We start from the raw sequence: 17,638 nt of genomic DNA, 5'->3' as shown, positions 1-17,638 counted from the left end.
ATTTTGCCGCAGTGCAAGAAATTGCGCGATTACAACGTCAGGTGTGAGAGGTTGCGCTCAACCAGCGCGCTGCCCATTCCCGGCACCTGCTTGAGATCGTCAAGCGTTTTAAAAGGACCATACTCTTCGCGGTAGCTCACAATCGCCTGTGCCTTTTTAAGCCCTACTCCGTTCATTACGCGAGCCAGATCCTCCGCGGAGCCAGAATTGATGCTCACTCGCGAACCATCGTCATCAGAGACCCTGGCTGCCCCTACGGCTTTTGTCTGCACGGGCGTTTGCGCGGTTGCATCAGACTGGGCCTGCGCGGCCTGTGTTTTCGCCGCTGGCGTCGCCGCCAGTGCGCCATTGCTCATCCCGGCGGTAGCCATTGCCAGCGTAATTAACAGTGCTTTGATTCCACGTTTCATGCTGTTATCTCCTTGTTTGTTGACAGCCACGGCACGATAACCCTACGAGAAAACAGGCACAAACAGCAGATTACAAATGTGGAAAAGGCCGCGAAAGCGGCCTTTAGTTTTTGCAGAGCGTTACGAAATTCTGCGAGCAAACGCGTAATAATTACTGCTGTGTAATGATATCACCCAGCTTAATTTTGGCGTCTTTACGCAGGTTGCTCATCATCGCTTCGAAAGCGATCTGAGCATTATTCTGGGTAATACCCTGTACCATCGCTTTCTTCTGCGCTTCTGGCAAGGTACCCGCTTTCACTTCGTCGAGCGCCAGCAGAACCACATTGCCCTGCATATCGGTCGCGGAACCGAAGCTCGGCTTGTCCTTCGCTGGGAGGCTCAGGGTAAACGCCGCCTGGCTGATAGGGTCCTGACCGGTACGGCTCAGGGTTTTCGCTTCACCAAAGCTCAGACCGGCCGCTTTCATCGCCGCATCGCCCTTGCCCGCCTTCAGTTCAGCCAATACTTTTTCAGCATCCAGCTTCGCCTGCTGTTCAGCTTTGGTGTGTTTTACCTGAGCAACAACCTGCTCTTTCACGTCTGCCAGCGGTTTCACCGCTTCCGCTTTGTGCTCGCTCACGCGCAGAACAAAGGCGCGGTCGCCGTCAACGGTGATGATGTCCGAGTTGCTGCCCGGCGTGCCGTTTTCGCCAACCAGACCGCCGTTGAAGATAGCGTCAGAAACCGGTTTGAAGTTCAGCTCTTCAGGCAGATTGTCACGGCCAAACCAGCCGGTCTCAACCGCTTTCACGCCTGCGGCCTGTTCAGCACCCGCCAGAGATTCATTGTCGTTGCTCGCCGCATCGCTCACTTTCTGCTGCAGCGCGTAAAATGCATCCAGCGCTTTTTCCTGCTTCACTTTCGCCGCGATGTCATCACGAACGTCAGCTAACGGCTTGGTTTTTGCGGCCTGAACGTCGTCCAGACGCGCCACCAGGAAGCCCACGGAGGATTTGATCACGCCAGACAGCTGGCCTTTCTCTTTCAGGCCCGCATTTTTCAGCTCGTCAGGCGTGGTCGCGTCTTCCAGCCAGCCCATATCGCCGCCGTTTTTCGCAGAGATAATATCGGTAGATTTTGCTTTCGCCACGGTAGCGAAATCAGCGCCTTTGTTCAGTTCGTCCAGTACCGCTTTAGCGTCCGCTTCGGTTTTAGTCTGAATCACGCTATAGCGGTTACGCTGAGGCTGCGTGAACTGATCCTGATGCTGGTCGTAGAAAGACTGAATTTCCGCGTCAGAAGCCGTTTCCTGCAGCGCAGCGGCGTCAAGTTTGATGTAGCTGACGCGGAACTGCTCTGGCGCAACAAAGCTGTTTTTGTTCTGCTCATAATAGGCATTAACTTCTGCGTCGCTGACCTGCTGTTTCGCCGCCAGGGCATTGACATCAATGGTCGCTTCACGCACAACGCGCTGCTGCGCGACCAGCGCCGCCAGTTCGTCAGTTTCGCCTTTCAGCATGAAATCCGTACCAACAACGGCATTGATCAGCTGTTGGGTCGTCAGCTGGTTACGCAGCGCCTGGGCGTACTGATCGGCCGTCATGCCCATCTGATTCACAATGCTGTTATAGCGCGCGTTGTCGAACTTGCCGTTTGACTGGAAGGCCTGCGTGGCGAAGATGGCTTTTTTTACCTGATCGTCACTAATGCCAAGCCCCAGGCTTTTGGCATATTGATCCAGCAGCGCCTCGTCGATCAGGCGGTTCAACGTCTGCTGACGCAGCGTTTTCATATAGCCTTCGTTAGCCGCAAGCTCGGAGAACTGTTCGCCCAGCTGCTGCTGCATGCGGTTACGTTCACCCGCAAACGCATTTTCGAACTGCCCGCGGCTGATCTCCTGGCCATTCACTTTAGCGGCATAGTTGGCGCTACCGCCGATGAGGTAACTACTCACGCCGGTCAATATGAACGACACGATAATGATACCGAAAATAATCTTGAGCACGAGACTGTTAGCAGCCGTGCGTAAGCTGTCCATCATGGTGTAACTACACTCCGCTGTATGTGACTGGTTACCTGACGCTCACGGAGAATCCTGACCGTCGCGCGTAAAGGCGTATTGTGACAAGAAACCAGGGTGATTGTCAGCCCACAACTCGCATAAACTCGTATAAATCAGGTCTGGACATACAAAAAAGGCACATCAAATGATGCGCCCTTGTACTTTTCGGCTTCCCTGAAGCGAGAAAGCAATCAGTTTACTGCGTCTTTCAGCGCTTTACCGGCACGGAAGCCAGGAACTTTAGCAGCAGCAATGGTGATCTCTTTACCGGTCTGAGGGTTACGGCCAGTACGGGCAGCACGCTCTTTAACAGCAAAAGTACCGAAACCTACCAGCGCAACGTCATCCCCAGCTTGCAGAGATTCAGTAACAGAAGCAATTAAAGCATCTAACGCACGTCCAGCTGCAGCTTTAGAAATATCAGCACCCGCAGCAATTTTGTCAATCAGTTGAGATTTATTCACTGTTCTCTTCCTCTCTTTTATAATTTATATCGCGCCTGAATCCTTCACAACGCGACCGCGCAGCAGTTATATCAGGCCTGCCATGAGCTTACAACACCCGTTGTTGATGGCTGGCCCAATCAGCAATCTAAATTAGCTATACAAAAAAAGGCTGGCAAGTACGAAATCACTTACCAGCCCTGTTTTTATTGACGCTCTTTGCGCGAGGTCACTATTTTGCGGTTACAACCTGCATTCCAGACGGCTCATTCTGCAGCGCGAGACTGAGAACTTCCTCAATCCGCTTCACAGGATGGATCTGCAGATCGGCAATCACGTTGTCAGGAATCTCTTCCAGATCGCGTTTGTTTTCGTCTGGGATCAGCACGGTTTTAATTCCGCCGCGATGCGCCGCCAGCAGCTTCTCTTTCAAACCACCGATAGGCAGAACCTGACCACGCAGGGTAATTTCCCCAGTCATCGCCACGTCGGCGCGAACCGGGTTCCCCGTCAGGCATGAGACCAGTGCGGTACACATCGCAATACCTGCGCTTGGGCCGTCCTTCGGCGTTGCACCTTCCGGTACGTGAACGTGGATGTCGCGTTTTTCGTAGAAATCAGGGTTGATACCCAGTTTTTCCGCGCGCGCGCGCACCACGGTCAATGCCGCCTGGATGGACTCCTGCATCACCTCACCCAACGAGCCGGTGTAGGTAAGCTTGCCTTTACCCGGAACGCAGGCGGTTTCAATGGTCAGCAGATCGCCGCCCACTTCCGTCCACGCCAGGCCGGTCACCTGGCCAACGCGGTTTTCGTTGTCCGCACGGCCATAGTCAAAGCGCTGAACGCCCAGGTAGGCATGCAGGTTTTCACCGTTGATCACAATGTGCTTCAGGCTCTTATCCAGCAGCAGCTGTTTAACCGCCTTGCGGCACAGTTTAGAGATCTCACGCTCAAGGCTACGCACGCCCGCTTCACGGGTGTAGTAGCGAATGATGCCCACAATCGCGCTGTCTTCAACGGTCAGCTCGCTGGCCTTCAACGCGTTACGCTCAATCTGCTTCGGCAGCAGGTGCTGCTTGGCGATGTTCAGCTTCTCGTCTTCGGTATAGCCGGAGAGGCGAATCACTTCCATACGATCCAGCAGCGGGGCCGGAATGTTCATGGAGTTGGAGGTTGCCACGAACATGACGTCGCTCAGATCGTAGTCAACTTCCAGATAGTGATCGCTGAACGCCACGTTCTGTTCTGGATCAAGCACTTCCAGCAGAGCCGACGCCGGATCGCCACGCATGTCGGAAGACATTTTGTCGATCTCATCCAGCAGGAACAGCGGGTTTTTAACGCCCACTTTTGCCATTTTCTGGATCAGTTTACCCGGCATAGAGCCGATGTAGGTCCGACGGTGACCGCGGATTTCCGCCTCATCGCGAACGCCGCCCAGCGCCATACGGATGTACTTACGTCCGGTCGCTTTCGCGATGGACTGGCCCAGAGAGGTTTTACCCACCCCTGGAGGCCCAACCAGACACAGGATTGGCCCTTTAATTTTGTTCACACGGCTTTGTACCGCAAGGTACTCAAGAATGCGGTCTTTCACGCGCTCAAGGCCGTAGTGGTCGGTGTCGAGAATTTCCTGGGCCTGACGCAGGTCTTTTTTGACCTTGCTGCGGGCGTTCCACGGAACCTGAACCATCCACTCAATGTAGCCGCGCACGACGGTCGCTTCAGCCGACATAGGAGACATCATTTTCAGCTTCTGCAGCTCGGCTTCCGCTTTCTCTTTTGCCTCTTTCGGCATTTTCGCCGCGTCGATCTTGCGCTTCAGCGCTTCGTTTTCATCCGGCGCGTCGTCCATCTCGCCGAGCTCTTTCTGAATGGCCTTCATCTGCTCGTTCAGATAGTACTCACGCTGTGATTTTTCCATCTGCTTTTTCACGCGGTTGCGAATGCGCTTCTCAACCTGCAGCAGATCGATTTCAGACTCCATCATCGCCATCAGATATTCCAGACGCTCGTTCACGTCGGACATTTCCAGCACGGACTGTTTGTCCGCGAGCTTGAGCGGCATATGCGCCGCGATGGTGTCAGCCAGGCGTGCAGGATCGTCGATGCTGTTCAGCGACGTTAGCACTTCTGGTGGGATTTTTTTGTTCAGCTTGATATAGCCTTCAAACTGGCTAATCGCGGTGCGAACCAGCACTTCCTGCTCGCGCTCGTCAAGCTCAGGCGAATCAAGATACTCTGCCTTTGCAGAGAAGTGCTCGCCATTGTCAGACAGAGTGGTAATACGCGCACGCTGCAAGCCTTCGACCAGCACCTTCACGGTGCCGTCCGGCAGCTTCAACATCTGCAAAATAGAGGCCACGGTCCCGACGGTGAAAAGATCGTTTACACCCGGCTCATCCGTTGATGCTTCTTTCTGCGCAACCAACATGATTTTTTTATCATGATCCATGGCGGCTTCAAGGCAACGGATAGATTTTTCCCGCCCTACAAATAAGGGTATGACCATGTGCGGATAAACCACCACATCGCGCAACGGCAATACGGGGATTTCAATGCGTTCAGAACGCTCAGGATTCATAGAGCTCTCTCTTAGTTTAGTGTCCGCCAGGTAAACTGGTCATGCGACTGTGCCTCGCACAACCATTAACATGTAGTCCAGTATATGGGGATGTATTCCACACATTCAACGCTATGAATCAGGAAAAAGTAAAGGGGAGATAAAATCCCCCCTTTTTGATTAACTGCTTGTATGATTTGGCGAATTATTCGCCAGATGCCTGCTGTGCTTCCGGCTTGCCGTAAATCAGCAGCGGTTTTGTTTGACCGCCGATGACGGATTCGTCAATAACCACTTTCTCGACGTCTTCCATGGAAGGAAGGTCGTACATGGTATCGAGCAGCGCCGCTTCAACGATAGAACGCAGGCCACGGGCACCGGTTTTACGCGCCATCGCTTTTTTGGCGATCGCATCCAGCGCTTCGTCGCGGAACTCAAGATCCACGCCTTCAAGATTGAACAGCGCCTGATACTGCTTGGTCAGCGCGTTTTTCGGCTCTTTCAGGATCTGAATCAGGGCGTCTTCGCTCAGTTCGTTCAGCGTCGCAACAACCGGCAGACGGCCGATGAACTCAGGGATCAGACCAAACTTAATCAGGTCCTCTGGTTCCACCTGCGACAGCAGTTCGCCTTCGTTCGGCTTTTCAGACGTTGATTTCACCGTCGCGCCAAAACCTATGCCGGAGCCGGTTTCAACACGGTGAGAGATCACTTTGTCCAGGCCAGCGAAAGCACCGCCGCAGATAAACAGGATCTTGGAGGTATCTACCTGCAGGAACTCCTGCTGAGGATGCTTACGTCCGCCCTGCGGTGGAACGGCCGCAACCGTACCTTCGATCAGCTTCAGCAGCGCCTGCTGCACGCCTTCGCCCGACACGTCACGGGTGATGGACGGGTTGTCGGACTTACGGGAGATTTTATCAATCTCATCGATGTAGACGATCCCGCGCTGGGCTTTCTGCACGTCGTAATCACATTTCTGCAGCAGCTTCTGGATAATGTTCTCAACGTCTTCACCCACATAGCCTGCTTCGGTCAGCGTGGTGGCATCTGCCATAGTGAAGGGAACGTCCAGCAGGCGCGCCAGCGTTTCAGCCAGCAGCGTTTTACCGGAACCCGTAGGCCCGATCAGCAGAATGTTACTTTTACCCAGTTCTACGCCATTGCTGGTATCGCCATTGCGCAGGCGTTTGTAGTGGTTGTACACCGCCACAGCCAGCACCTTTTTCGCCTGCTCCTGACCGATGACGTAGTCATCGAGGTGATGACGAATTTCATGCGGGGTGGGCAGCGCGCTGCGTTCACGGTGCGGTGCGACTTCTTTAATCTCTTCGCGAATGATGTCGTTACATAAATCAACACATTCGTCGCAGATATACACGGACGGCCCGGCAATCAGTTTACGCACTTCATGCTGGCTTTTGCCGCAAAAAGAGCAGTACAGCAGTTTGCCCGAACCATCTTTGCGTTTATCTGTCATGAGTCCAAACCTCTTTTTAAGTTCTTTGTGCCGCACATGACGACGCAAATGCCATTTTCAGACGCAAGCTGCCATTAAGCACAATGCCGCCCTACCTTAGTATAGCGGCCCACTCGCGTCGCGGGCATCAATTACGATGGGTCAAAATGGAGTCGACTAAGCCGTACTCAACTGCCTCGGAAGCAGAGAGGAAGCGATCGCGCTCGGTATCGCGCTCGATCTGCTCGAGAGATTGACCCGTATGCTGCGCCATAAGTTCATTCATGCGCGATTTTACTTTCAATATTTCACGGGCGTGGATTTCAATATCCGTCGCCTGGCCCTGATAGCCACCCAGCGGCTGGTGAATCATCACGCGGGAATTTGGCAGGCAGAAACGCTTGCCCTTCGCGCCTGCGGTCAGCAGGAACGCGCCCATGGATGCCGCCTGTCCCATACAAATGGTACTCACATCCGGCTTGATGAATTGCATGGTGTCATAAATAGACATGCCCGCCGTAATCACACCGCCCGGCGAGTTAATGTACAGGTAAATGTCTTTTTCCGGGTTTTCCGCTTCCAGAAACAGCATCTGCGCCACGATCAGGTTAGCCATGTGGTCTTCCACCTGGCCAGTCAAAAAGATAACGCGTTCCTTGAGCAGACGGGAATAGATATCAAAAGAACGCTCACCGCGTGAGGTCTGTTCAATAACCATTGGCACCAGAGCCATATGGGGTGCAAAGTTATCTCGTTCGCCACTGTATGACATTTCCGTCTCCTGGATCAAAATTGAAAACACCTGCTGTACTGATTGTAACCTTATGGACGGATTATCAGCCAGTCTCATTCATCGTGATTTCATACTTATGGGGTTCACATTGCCCTATTTCAAGCATAACAACCTTTTGGTGTTACGCTAACACTGAAAGGGCGTTTTAGCACTCTTCCTGAGCTATTGCTGCGATAAAAAAAACCCGTCGCCGGGGCAACGGGTTTTTTGTTCAAACTTTAAACCGTTGTGGCGAAATTACGCCTGCTGGTTCATCAGTTCGTTGAAAGAGGTCTCTTTTTCGGTCACTTTCGCTTTCGCCAGTACCGCTTCAACAGCCTGCTCTTCCAGGGCAACATTGCGCATGTTGTCCATCAGCTCTTTGTTCTTACCGTAGAACTCAATCACTTCTGATGGATCTTCGTAAGCAGAAGCCATCTCTTCGATCAGGCCTTTCACACGCTCTTCGTCAGCTTTCAGCTCGTGGGTGCGAATCACTTCGCCCAGCAGCAGGCCAACAACAACGCGGCGTTTAGCCTGCTCTTCGAACAGCTCGCGCGGCAGTTCCATCGCTTGCTGCTGGTTGCCACCGAAACGCTGTGCAGCCTGACGGCGCAGTACGTCAATTTCGCTGTCGATCAGGGCAGCAGGAACGTCGATCTCGTTCGCTTTTACCAGACCGTCAATGGCCTGAGATTTAACACGGTTACGCACCGCGCCGTTCAGCTCGCGCTCCATGTTTTTACGCACTTCAGCGCGCAGACCGGCAACGGAACCATCTTCCACGCCGAAACGCTTGATGAACTCTTCAGTCAGTTCTGGCAGTTCGCGCTCTTCAACTTTCTTCAGGTTGATGACGAACTTCGCTGCTTTACCTTTCAGGTTTTCAGCGTGGTATTCTTCCGGGAAGGTCACATCAATAGTGAACTCTTCGCCAGCCTTGTGGCCTTTGATGCCGTCTTCGAAGCCTGGGATCATACGACCCTGGCCCATGGCCAGTACGAAGTCAGACGCTTTACCGCCTTCGAACTCTTCGCCATCAACAGAACCGGTGAAGTCGATAGTCACGCGATCTTCAGCGTCAACTGCACCTTCTTTTTCTTTCCAGTTCGCCTGCTGCTTGCGCAGGGTGTCCAGCATGCCGTCAACGTCTTCGTCAGTCACGGAAACGATCGGTTTTTCAACTTCGATAGATTCCAGACCCTTCAGCTCAACTTCTGGGTACACTTCGAACTCTACAGAGTAGGTGAAATCTTCGCCCTGCTTGTATTCGCCTGGAACGTAGTTCGGCGCGCCGGCTGGATTAATTTTTTCTTTGATGATCGCATCAATAAAATTGCGGCTCATCAGTTCACCCAGCACATCCTGACGCACGGAAGCGCCATAACGCTGAGCAACAACATTCATTGGTACTTTGCCCTTGCGGAAGCCGTCAATACGTACTTTTTTTGCTACGTTGACCAGCTCGCTTTTCACAGCAGTTTCGATGCTGTCAGCAGCGATAGTAATCGTTACACGGCGGCCAAGGCCTTGAGTGGTTTCAACTGAAACTTGCATCTTGTTACCTCAAAAAAATCACAGTGCTCGGTCAACTCTGAATCTGTCTGTTTTACCGGGATGCTCTCATAGTGCAGATTCACATTCCCTGTCGCCAGAATCATGCCGAAGACATTCAATAAGACGCGGCATTATAGCGGCATCACTAAGGGGAGTCGAGAACGGTTGGGGTCAGTTGCTGCGGCTTTTTTCACAAATTAAGGCTATTTTTGGCCTTAAAAACGCACCATACGTTCAAAACTCAGACAAAACAAAACGGCCATAAGGCCGTTTTGACATGATCTGTATGCAACATACTGGAAAATCTCAGGCGGTTGCAAATCCGATTTCTCAGGCTATTGAGCCTGCACCCCTGCATGGCGGGGAGGCGAAAACCGTATCCTGCAACCCTTCCCATTCCTTAATGGTATAGGTATGCAATGCGAGCGCATGTACGGTTGTGGAGAGTTCTTCCGTCAGAGTGCTGTAGATCAGACGATGGCGGTTCAGGAAACGTTCTCCCATGAAGCGATCGCTGACCAGAACCACTTTGAAGTGGCTTTCAGAACCTGCCGGTACGTTATGACGATAGCTTTCGTCGACGACTTCGAGGAACACAGGGTTGAACGCTGCCCTTAATTTTTCTTCTATCTGTTCACGTATCATCATGAAATTACTCCTCCGACAACGCCAGGATGTCACCCATCCCTTTAAATATTAGCCGCTTTTACCGTTTTCATTGCATTCCGACAACAAATATTTAGCTTTCGTCTGATTTTCTCATTCAAACGAATGAAGTTCACTCTAAGGCTCATGCCTTTCATGTCATTCAGACGGAGAAAAACGCCAGGGCGGTTAGTTTTCGGACAAGGCGATGAATTTACATGCGTTGACCACTTCCCCTCGCCGTTAGCGATGTTATGATGGCGGCAATTATTCTCTGTAAATGCTTACGATTCGTTGAGAACCTGAAAATGTTAAAAAAACTCTTCTTTCCGTTGGTAGCACTTTTTATGCTCGCCGGTTGCGCCACCCCGCCAACTACCATTGAGGTTTCACCTAAAATTGCCCTGCCGCAGCAGGACCCAAGCCTGATGGGCATTACCGTCAGCATTAACGGCGCTGACCAGCGTCAGGATCAGGCGCTGGCAAAAGTGACCCGCGACAACCAGCAGGTTACCCTGACCGCATCCCGCGACCTGCGTTTCCTGCTGCAGGAAGTGCTGGAAAAACAGATGACCTCCCGCGGCTATATGATTGGGCCAAGCGGCGCGGTTGATCTGCAGATTATCGTGAACAACCTGTATGCGGACGTCTCTCAGGGTAACGTTCGCTATAACATTTCTACTAAAGCGGACATCGCCATCATCGCTACGGCGAAGAACGGCAACAAGATGAACAAAAACTACCGCGCCAGCTACTCCGTTGAAGGCGCTTTCCAGGCCTCCAACAAAAACATTGCTGACGCCGTCAACAGCGTGCTGACCGATACCATCGCCGACATGGCGCAGGACACCAGCATCCACGACTTCATCAAGCAAAACGCGCGTTAATCCTGCCGGCTGACCCGTCATTACGCCGGGTCGGCCTTATAAGACTATGCCCAGCAATTACTTACGAATTTTTCAGCAGCCCAAATCAGCTATTCTGCTGATCCTGGGCTTCGCCTCCGGTTTACCGCTCGCACTCACTTCCGGCACGCTGCAGGCGTGGATGACCGTCGAGAACATCGATCTTAAAACGATCGGTTTCTTCTCGCTCGTGGGCCAGGCCTACGTCTTTAAGTTCCTCTGGTCACCGGTGATGGACCGCTACACGCCGCCATTTTTAGGACGGCGCCGCGGTTGGTTAGTGATGACGCAGGTGCTATTGCTGCTGTCGATTGCCGCGATGGGCTTCCTCGAGCCCTCGACGCAGCTGCGCTGGATGGCTGCGCTTGCGGTGGTTATCGCCTTCTGTTCCGCATCGCAGGATATCGTTTTTGACGCCTGGAAAACGGACGTTCTTCCCGCCGAAGAGCGCGGTGCCGGTGCGGCGATCAGCGTGCTGGGCTATCGCCTGGGGATGCTGGTATCCGGTGGGCTGGCGCTATGGCTGGCGGATCGCTATCTCGGCTGGCAGGGTATGTACTGGCTGATGGCCGCCCTGCTTATTCCCTGCATTATCGCTACCCTTTTCGCCCCTGAGCCGAGCGACGTAATACCGGTTCCCCGCACGCTGGAGCAGGCGGTTGCGGAGCCGCTTCGAGACTTCTTCGGACGTAACAACGCCTGGCTAATCCTGCTGCTGATCGTCCTTTATAAGCTCGGCGACGCGTTTGCCATGAGCCTGACCACCACCTTCCTTATTCGCGGCGTAGGGTTTGATGCGGGAGAAGTCGGGGTGGTGAATAAAACGCTGGGGCTGTTTGCCACCATCCTCGGCGCGCTCTACGGCGGCGTGCTGATGCAGCGTCTTACCCTGTTCCGCGCGCTGCTGATCTTCGGCATCCTTCAGGGGGTTTCAAACGCTGGGTACTGGCTGCTGTCGATTACCGATAAGCATATGATCAGCATGGCCACGGCGGTATTCTTTGAAAACCTCTGCGGCGGTATGGGCACGGCGGCGTTCGTCGCGCTGCTGATGACGCTGTGCAATAAATCATTTTCCGCCACGCAGTTTGCCCTGCTCTCGGCCCTTTCTGCCGTCGGCCGCGTGTATGTCGGGCCGATTGCGGGCTGGTTTGTTGAAGCGCACGGGTGGCCGACATTTTATCTCTTTTCCGTCGTGGCAGCCGTACCGGGGATTTTACTCCTGCTGGTCTGTCGCCAGACGCTGGAATATACCCAGCGCACGGAACAGTTTATTCCACGTACCGAATATCATAGCGCCTATCGGTTCGCACTGCGTCTGCTGATGGTCGGCTGTCTGGCGTTGGCACTCTGGCTTATCGCGCTGATTATCAACGCCTCCACCGCGCTGTCACTTTCGGTGGAACCGCTTCTCCTTGATGTGGGCGCCCTGCTGATTGTCGTGGGGATTGTCACCGGCGGCCTGCTGGATTTCCTGTCATTGCGTAAAACGCATATGACATAGAGAAAAGACGAACGGTTATTTCCCGTTGTAATCACGAAGTGAAATTATAACGGCGAAATAACCGACGCTCGCTGAAAATATATTTGTTGTTTTGTGCGGGATAGCTTTCGGAAATTATTGGAGCCTCGGGGCGTTCGCTATTTTTCATTAAACGATTCAGCATCGAGCTGATTAAATTTTCGTTTTTCAATTGTCCTTTTATTGATAATTAATTGTTAATTATTTGTATAAATTTCATAATGGTTATACCAATTGCCCCGTTTAGGGTATGCTAAAAACGCCTTTCGTTATAATGCCCACGCCATGCGGCCTCTGTCTTAGAAATCGACATAATTTGCAACACTTGTGACATGTGCGGCAGAACCCAGTAACACCTTCCTGACACAGCCCTAATGATGTTTACAGTAATGTAACCTTCCCGTAAAATGCCCCCACACTTTAAACGCCACCAGACTCCGTGGAATTGAGGTCGTTAAATGAGACTCGGGAAATACAATAAAAGTTTGGGATGGTTGTCATTATTCGCGGGCACTGTATTACTCAGTGGCTGCGATTCTGCACTACTAGACCCCAAAGGACAGATTGGACTGGAACAACGTTCGCTGATTCTGACGGCATTTGGCCTGATGATGATTGTGGTTATTCCAGCCATTTTGATGGCTGTTGGTTTCGCCTGGAAGTATCGTGCGAGCAACAAAGATGCGAAGTATAGCCCTAACTGGTCACACTCCAACAAAGTTGAAGCTGTGGTCTGGACGGTGCCTATTCTGATCATCCTGTTCCTTGCCGTACTGACCTGGAAAACCACTCACGCGCTTGAGCCTAGCAAACCGCTGGTTCACGATGAAAAACCTATTACCATCGAAGTGGTCTCCATGGACTGGAAATGGTTCTTCATCTATCCAGAGCAGGGCATTGCTACCGTGAATGAAATCGCCTTCCCGGCGAACACTCCGGTTCAGTTCAAAGTGACATCTAACTCCGTAATGAACTCCTTCTTTATTCCGCGTCTGGGCAGCCAGATTTACGCGATGGCCGGTATGCAGACTAACCTGCACCTGATTGCCAATGAAGCAGGCACCTACGACGGTATCTCCGCCAGCTACAGCGGCCCGGGCTTCTCGGGTATGAAGTTCAAAGCTATCGCTACGCCAGACCGCGCAACCTTCGACCAGTGGGTCGAAAAAGCGAAACAGTCTACCAACACCATGTCTGACATGGCGGCGTTCGAAAAAGTGGCGACACCTAGCGAATACAACAAGGTGGAGTACTTCTCTAACGTGAAACCGAATTTGTTCAAAGACGTTATTGGCAAATTTATGGATCACGGCATGAGCATGGACATGACCCAGCCTGAAGGTGAGCACAGCTCGCACGAAGGTATGGAAGGCATGGACATGAGCCACGCGGAAACCGCTCACTAAGGGGCCGAGGAAGAAAATGTTCGGAAAATTAACACTGGATGCAGTGCCCTACCATGAACCGATTATCATGGTTACGGTGGCTGCAATTATCATCGGTGGCGCGGCCTTAGTGGCCTTAATCACTTACTTTGGTAAGTGGAGCTATCTGTGGAAAGAGTGGCTGACCTCCGTCGACCACAAAAAACTCGGCATCATGTACTGCATCGTCGGTATCGTCATGTTAATTCGTGGCTTTGCGGATGCGATCATGATGCGTAGCCAGCAGGCGCTTGCGTCCGCGGGTGAAGCGGGCTTCCTGCCGCCGCACCACTACGATCAGATCTTTACCGCTCACGGCGTTATCATGATCTTCTTCGTGGCGATGCCGCTGGTTATCGGCCTGATGAACGTGGTTGTGCCGCTGCAAATCGGCGCGCGCGACGTTGCGTTCCCGTTCCTGAACAACCTGAGCTTCTGGTTCACGGTTGTCGGCGTTATCCTGGTTAACCTGTCTCTGGGCGTGGGCGAATTTGCTCAGACCGGCTGGCTGGCCTATCCGCCGCTTTCGGGAATTGAGTACAGTCCGGGCGTGGGCGTTGACTACTGGATTTGGGCGCTACAGCTCTCCGGTGTCGGTACCACGCTGACCGGTATTAACTTCTTCGTGACCATTCTCAAGATGCGTGCCCCAGGCATGACGATGTTCAAGATGCCGGTATTTACCTGGGCATCTCTGTGCGCCAACGTCCTGATTATCGCGTCGTTCCCAATTCTGACCGTCACCATCGCGCTGCTGACCCTGGATCGCTATCTGGGCACCCATTTCTTCACGAATGATATGGGCGGCAACATGATGATGTACATCAACCTGATTTGGGCCTGGGGTCACCCGGAAGTGTACATTCTGGTTCTGCCTGTGTTCGGTGTGTTCTCCGAAATCGCGGCGACCTTCTCGCGTAAGCGCCTGTTTGGTTACACCTCTCTGGTGTGGGCAACCGTGTGTATTACCGTGCTGTCGTTCATCGTTTGGCTGCACCACTTCTTCACCATGGGTGCGGGCGCGAACGTAAACGCCTTCTTCGGTATCACCACTATGATTATCGCCATCCCTACCGGGGTGAAGATCTTCAACTGGCTGTTCACCATGTACCAGGGCCGTATCGTGTTCCACTCAGCGATGCTGTGGACCATCGGCTTCATCGTCACCTTCTCCGTAGGTGGGATGACCGGCGTACTGCTGGCGGTTCCGGGCGCTGACTTCGTTCTGCACAACAGCCTGTTCCTGATTGCGCACTTCCACAACGTTATCATCGGCGGCGTCGTCTTCGGCTGCTTCGCTGGCGTAACCTACTGGTGGCCTAAAGCGTTTGGCTTCACGCTGAACGAAAAATGGGGCAAACGCGCGTTCTGGTTCTGGATCATCGGCTTCTTCGTGGCGTTTATGCCGCTGTACGTGCTGGGCTTCATGGGGATGACTCGTCGCCTCAGCCAGCAGATCGACCCGCAGTTCCACCCAATGCTGGTGATTGCAGCGGGCGGCGCGGCGCTGATTGCCTGCGGTATCCTGTGCCAGCTGATTCAGTACTACGTGTCTATTCGCGACCGCGATCAGAACCGTGACCTGACCGGTGACCCATGGGGTGGCCGTACGCTGGAGTGGGCAACCTCCTCCCCTCCTCCGTTCTATAACTTTGCCGTTGTGCCGCACATTCATGAGCGTGACGCATTCTGGGAAATGAAAGAGAAAGGCGAAGCGTACAAGCAACCTGAGCATTACGAAGAAATCCACATGCCGAAAAACAGCGGTGCGGGCATTGTGATTGCCGCCTTCGCAACGGTATTTGGTTTCGCAATGATCTGGCACATCTGGTGGCTGGCGATTGTTGGCTTTGCCGGCATCGTCATCAGCTGGATTGTGAAGAGCTTTGACGAGGACGTGGACTACTACGTACCAGTCCGTGAAGTCGAAAAACTGGAAAACCAGCATTTCGATGAGATTTCTAAAGCGGGGCTGAAAAATGGCAACTGATACTCTGGCGCACTCGACTGCCCACGCGCATGAACATGCGCACCACGATACGGGACCGACGAAAGTCTTCGGTTTCTGGATCTACCTGATGAGCGACTGCATTCTGTTCTGCTGTCTGTTCGCGACCTATGCCGTTCTGGTGAACGGCACGGCGGGCGGCCCGACCGGCAAGGACATTTTTGAACTGCCGTTCGTGCTGGTAGAAACCGCACTGCTGTTATTCAGCTCCATCACCTACGGCATGGCGGCGATCGCCATGTACAAAAACAACAAGAGCCAGGTTGTCTCCTGGCTGGCGTTGACCTGGCTGTTTGGTGCTGGCTTTATCGGGATGGAACTCTATGAATTCCATCACCTGATTGCTGAAGGCATGGGTCCGGATCGCAGCGGCTTCCTGTCCGCGTTCTTCGCGCTGGTCGGTACGCACGGTCTGCACGTAACCTCGGGCCTGATCTGGATGGCGGTACTGATGTTCCAGATCTCCCGTCGCGGCCTGACCAGCACTAACCGTACCCGTATCATGTGCCTGAGCCTGTTCTGGCACTTCCTGGACGTGGTATGGATCTGTGTGTTCTCAGTTGTTTATCTGATGGGGGCGATGTAATGAGTCATTCAAACGATCATGGCGCTTCCCACGGTAGCGTAAAAACCTACATGACAGGTTTCATCCTGTCGATCATCCTCACGGTGATCCCGTTCTGGATGGTGATGAGCGGTTCTGCGTCTAAGCCGGTTATCCTGGGTGCAATCCTGGTAACGGCGGTGATTCAGATTCTGGTGCATCTGGTTTGCTTCCTGCACATGAACACCAAGTCCGATGAAGGCTGGAATATGACCGCCTTTATCTTTACCGTGATTATCATCGCTATCCTGGTAGTCGGTTCCATCTGGATTATGTGGAACCTTAACTACAACATGATGGTTCACTAAGAGCGGCGAGTATGTTTAAGCAATACCTGCAAGTAACGAAACCAGGCATCATCTTTGGCAACCTGATCTCCGTGATCGGAGGGTTCCTGCTGGCCTCGAAGGGCAGCATTGATTACACCCTCTTCGCATGCACGCTGGTTGGGGTGTCACTGGTTGTTGCGTCCGGTTGTGTATTTAACAACTACATCGACATGGATATCGACAAGAAGATGGAAAGGACTAAAAATCGGGTGCTGGTGAAAGGCCTGATCGCCCCTTCCGTCTCGCTGGTGTACGCCACCTTGCTGGGTATTGCTGGCTTTATGCTGCTGTGGTTCGGGGCTAATCCGCTGGCCTGCTGGCTCGCCGTGATGGGGTTCGTGGTCTATGTGGGCGTTTACAGCCTGTATATGAAGCGCCACTCCGTCTACGGCACGCTGATTGGCTCTCTCTCCGGCGCTGCGCCGCCGGTGATTGGCTACTGTGCCGTCACGAACGAGTTCGACAGCGGTGCGCTGATCCTGCTGGCTATCTTTAGCCTGTGGCAGATGCCGCACTCGTACGCCATCGCGATTTTCCGCTTCAAGGATTATCAGGCAGCGAACATTCCGGTGCTGCCGGTCGTGAAGGGCATTTCGGTCGCCAAGAACCACATTACGCTGTACATCATCGCCTTTGCCGTGGCAACGCTGATGCTTTCGCTGGGCGGCTACGCGGGATATAAATATCTCATCGTCGCGGCTGCGGTAAGCGTCTGGTGGCTCGGCATGGCGCTGCGCGGTTACAAAGTGGAAGATGACAAGGTCTGGGCGCGCAAGCTGTTCGGCTTCTCTATCATCGCCATTACCGCTCTGAGCGTGATGATGTCCGTCGACTTTATGGTACCGGATTCACATAGCCTGCTGACTTACGTCTGGTAAGCCACGTTAAGTGATTAAAAGGGTGCTTCGGCACCCTTTTTTATTCACCAAATCTATTGGTTACGCATGTAA

The 17,638-nt window shown here is 53.1% G+C and carries 15 protein-coding genes; 7 read left to right on the top strand and 8 right to left on the bottom strand.

Going from position 1 to position 17,638, the window contains the following annotated elements; translation table 11 throughout:
* Positions 1-29: 29 nt before the first annotated feature.
* From DBY73_RS11445 to bolA, 8 genes are all read right to left on the bottom strand, one after another.
* Positions 30-410 carry a helix-hairpin-helix domain-containing protein gene (locus tag DBY73_RS11445; RefSeq protein ID WP_112011262.1) on the bottom strand — a complete coding sequence of 127 codons (381 nt, stop codon included), beginning with the start codon at positions 408-410 and terminating at the stop codon, positions 30-32.
* Positions 411-561: 151 nt separating this feature from the next.
* Entirely contained in the window at positions 562-2,433 is a 1,872-nt protein-coding gene (ppiD, locus tag DBY73_RS11440; protein ID WP_112011261.1) for a peptidylprolyl isomerase, read from the bottom strand.
* A gap of 212 nt (positions 2,434-2,645) precedes the next feature.
* Positions 2,646-2,918, bottom strand: a complete 273-nt coding sequence (gene hupB / locus DBY73_RS11435; RefSeq protein WP_002444653.1) for a nucleoid-associated protein HU-beta — start codon at positions 2,916-2,918, stop codon at positions 2,646-2,648.
* Positions 2,919-3,129: 211 nt separating this feature from the next.
* Positions 3,130-5,484, bottom strand: coding sequence for an endopeptidase La (gene lon / locus DBY73_RS11430; RefSeq protein WP_112011260.1), 2,355 nt, complete (start codon positions 5,482-5,484; stop codon positions 3,130-3,132).
* Between the two features lie 184 nt (positions 5,485-5,668).
* Positions 5,669-6,943, bottom strand: a complete 1,275-nt coding sequence (gene clpX, locus DBY73_RS11425; RefSeq protein WP_112011259.1) for an ATP-dependent protease ATP-binding subunit ClpX — start codon at positions 6,941-6,943, stop codon at positions 5,669-5,671.
* 127 nt (positions 6,944-7,070) lie between these two features.
* A complete protein-coding gene (gene clpP, locus DBY73_RS11420; protein WP_112011258.1) occupies positions 7,071-7,694 on the bottom strand; it encodes an ATP-dependent Clp endopeptidase proteolytic subunit ClpP in 624 nt (207 codons plus the stop codon).
* Between the two features lie 258 nt (positions 7,695-7,952).
* Positions 7,953-9,251, bottom strand: a complete 1,299-nt coding sequence (gene tig / locus DBY73_RS11415; RefSeq protein ID WP_112011257.1) for a trigger factor — start codon at positions 9,249-9,251, stop codon at positions 7,953-7,955.
* A 330-nt stretch (positions 9,252-9,581) separates the two neighbouring features.
* The gene (gene bolA / locus DBY73_RS11410) at positions 9,582-9,899 is read right to left on the bottom strand and encodes a transcriptional regulator BolA (RefSeq protein ID WP_112011256.1); all 318 of its coding nucleotides are present in this window, start codon (positions 9,897-9,899) and stop codon (positions 9,582-9,584) included.
* A 305-nt stretch (positions 9,900-10,204) separates the two neighbouring features.
* Here bolA and DBY73_RS11400 point away from each other — a divergent pair, with 305 nt between their 5' ends.
* From DBY73_RS11400 to cyoE, 7 genes are all read left to right on the top strand, one after another.
* Positions 10,205-10,783 carry a lipoprotein gene (locus DBY73_RS11400; RefSeq protein ID WP_112011376.1) on the top strand — a complete coding sequence of 193 codons (579 nt, stop codon included), beginning with the start codon at positions 10,205-10,207 and terminating at the stop codon, positions 10,781-10,783.
* A 46-nt stretch (positions 10,784-10,829) separates the two neighbouring features.
* On the top strand, positions 10,830-12,305 hold the full coding sequence (gene ampG, locus DBY73_RS11395; protein ID WP_112011254.1) for a muropeptide MFS transporter AmpG: 1,476 nt from the start codon (positions 10,830-10,832) through the stop codon (positions 12,303-12,305).
* Positions 12,306-12,781: 476 nt separating this feature from the next.
* Complete coding sequence (cyoA, locus tag DBY73_RS11390) at positions 12,782-13,729, top strand: cytochrome o ubiquinol oxidase subunit II (protein ID WP_112011253.1); 948 nt, start codon at positions 12,782-12,784, stop codon at positions 13,727-13,729.
* 16 nt (positions 13,730-13,745) lie between these two features.
* Positions 13,746-15,737 (top strand): cytochrome o ubiquinol oxidase subunit I, encoded by a 1,992-nt coding sequence (cyoB, locus tag DBY73_RS11385; RefSeq protein WP_112011252.1) that lies wholly within the window; start codon positions 13,746-13,748, stop codon positions 15,735-15,737.
* On the top strand, positions 15,727-16,341 hold the full coding sequence (locus tag DBY73_RS11380; protein ID WP_112011251.1) for a cytochrome o ubiquinol oxidase subunit III: 615 nt from the start codon (positions 15,727-15,729) through the stop codon (positions 16,339-16,341). The genes cyoB and DBY73_RS11380 overlap by 11 nt, the downstream gene beginning before the upstream one ends.
* On the top strand, positions 16,341-16,667 hold the full coding sequence (locus DBY73_RS11375; RefSeq protein WP_006176899.1) for a cytochrome o ubiquinol oxidase subunit IV: 327 nt from the start codon (positions 16,341-16,343) through the stop codon (positions 16,665-16,667). The genes DBY73_RS11380 and DBY73_RS11375 overlap by 1 nt, the downstream gene beginning before the upstream one ends.
* 11 nt (positions 16,668-16,678) lie before the next feature.
* Entirely contained in the window at positions 16,679-17,566 is an 888-nt protein-coding gene (gene cyoE, locus DBY73_RS11370; protein ID WP_112011250.1) for a heme o synthase, read from the top strand.
* The last annotated feature ends 72 nt before the right edge of the window (positions 17,567-17,638 follow it).

The sequence above is a fragment of the Enterobacter sp. RIT418 genome (genome assembly GCF_003057745.1).
In the GTDB taxonomy this organism is placed as follows: domain Bacteria; phylum Pseudomonadota; class Gammaproteobacteria; order Enterobacterales; family Enterobacteriaceae; genus Enterobacter.
This window is presented reverse-complemented; position numbering and strand designations above follow the sequence as displayed.

What these genes read in the sequence shown, in the direction of transcription:
- DBY73_RS11375 (WP_006176899.1), top strand. Translation starts at nt 16,341, where the DNA reads ATGAGTCATTCAAACGATCATGGCGCTTCCCACGGTAGCGTAAAAACC.
- tig (WP_112011257.1), bottom strand. Translation starts at nt 9,251, where the DNA reads ATGCAAGTTTCAGTTGAAACCACTCAAGGCCTTGGCCGCCGTGTAACG.
- cyoB (WP_112011252.1), top strand. Translation starts at nt 13,746, where the DNA reads ATGTTCGGAAAATTAACACTGGATGCAGTGCCCTACCATGAACCGATT.
- bolA (WP_112011256.1), bottom strand. Translation starts at nt 9,899, where the DNA reads ATGATGATACGTGAACAGATAGAAGAAAAATTAAGGGCAGCGTTCAAC.
- ampG (WP_112011254.1), top strand. Translation starts at nt 10,830, where the DNA reads ATGCCCAGCAATTACTTACGAATTTTTCAGCAGCCCAAATCAGCTATT.
- ppiD (WP_112011261.1), bottom strand. Translation starts at nt 2,433, where the DNA reads ATGATGGACAGCTTACGCACGGCTGCTAACAGTCTCGTGCTCAAGATT.
- clpP (WP_112011258.1), bottom strand. Translation starts at nt 7,694, where the DNA reads ATGTCATACAGTGGCGAACGAGATAACTTTGCACCCCATATGGCTCTG.
- DBY73_RS11380 (WP_112011251.1), top strand. Translation starts at nt 15,727, where the DNA reads ATGGCAACTGATACTCTGGCGCACTCGACTGCCCACGCGCATGAACAT.
- cyoE (WP_112011250.1), top strand. Translation starts at nt 16,679, where the DNA reads ATGTTTAAGCAATACCTGCAAGTAACGAAACCAGGCATCATCTTTGGC.
- lon (WP_112011260.1), bottom strand. Translation starts at nt 5,484, where the DNA reads ATGAATCCTGAGCGTTCTGAACGCATTGAAATCCCCGTATTGCCGTTG.
- clpX (WP_112011259.1), bottom strand. Translation starts at nt 6,943, where the DNA reads ATGACAGATAAACGCAAAGATGGTTCGGGCAAACTGCTGTACTGCTCT.
- DBY73_RS11400 (WP_112011376.1), top strand. Translation starts at nt 10,205, where the DNA reads ATGTTAAAAAAACTCTTCTTTCCGTTGGTAGCACTTTTTATGCTCGCC.
- DBY73_RS11445 (WP_112011262.1), bottom strand. Translation starts at nt 410, where the DNA reads ATGAAACGTGGAATCAAAGCACTGTTAATTACGCTGGCAATGGCTACC.
- cyoA (WP_112011253.1), top strand. Translation starts at nt 12,782, where the DNA reads ATGAGACTCGGGAAATACAATAAAAGTTTGGGATGGTTGTCATTATTC.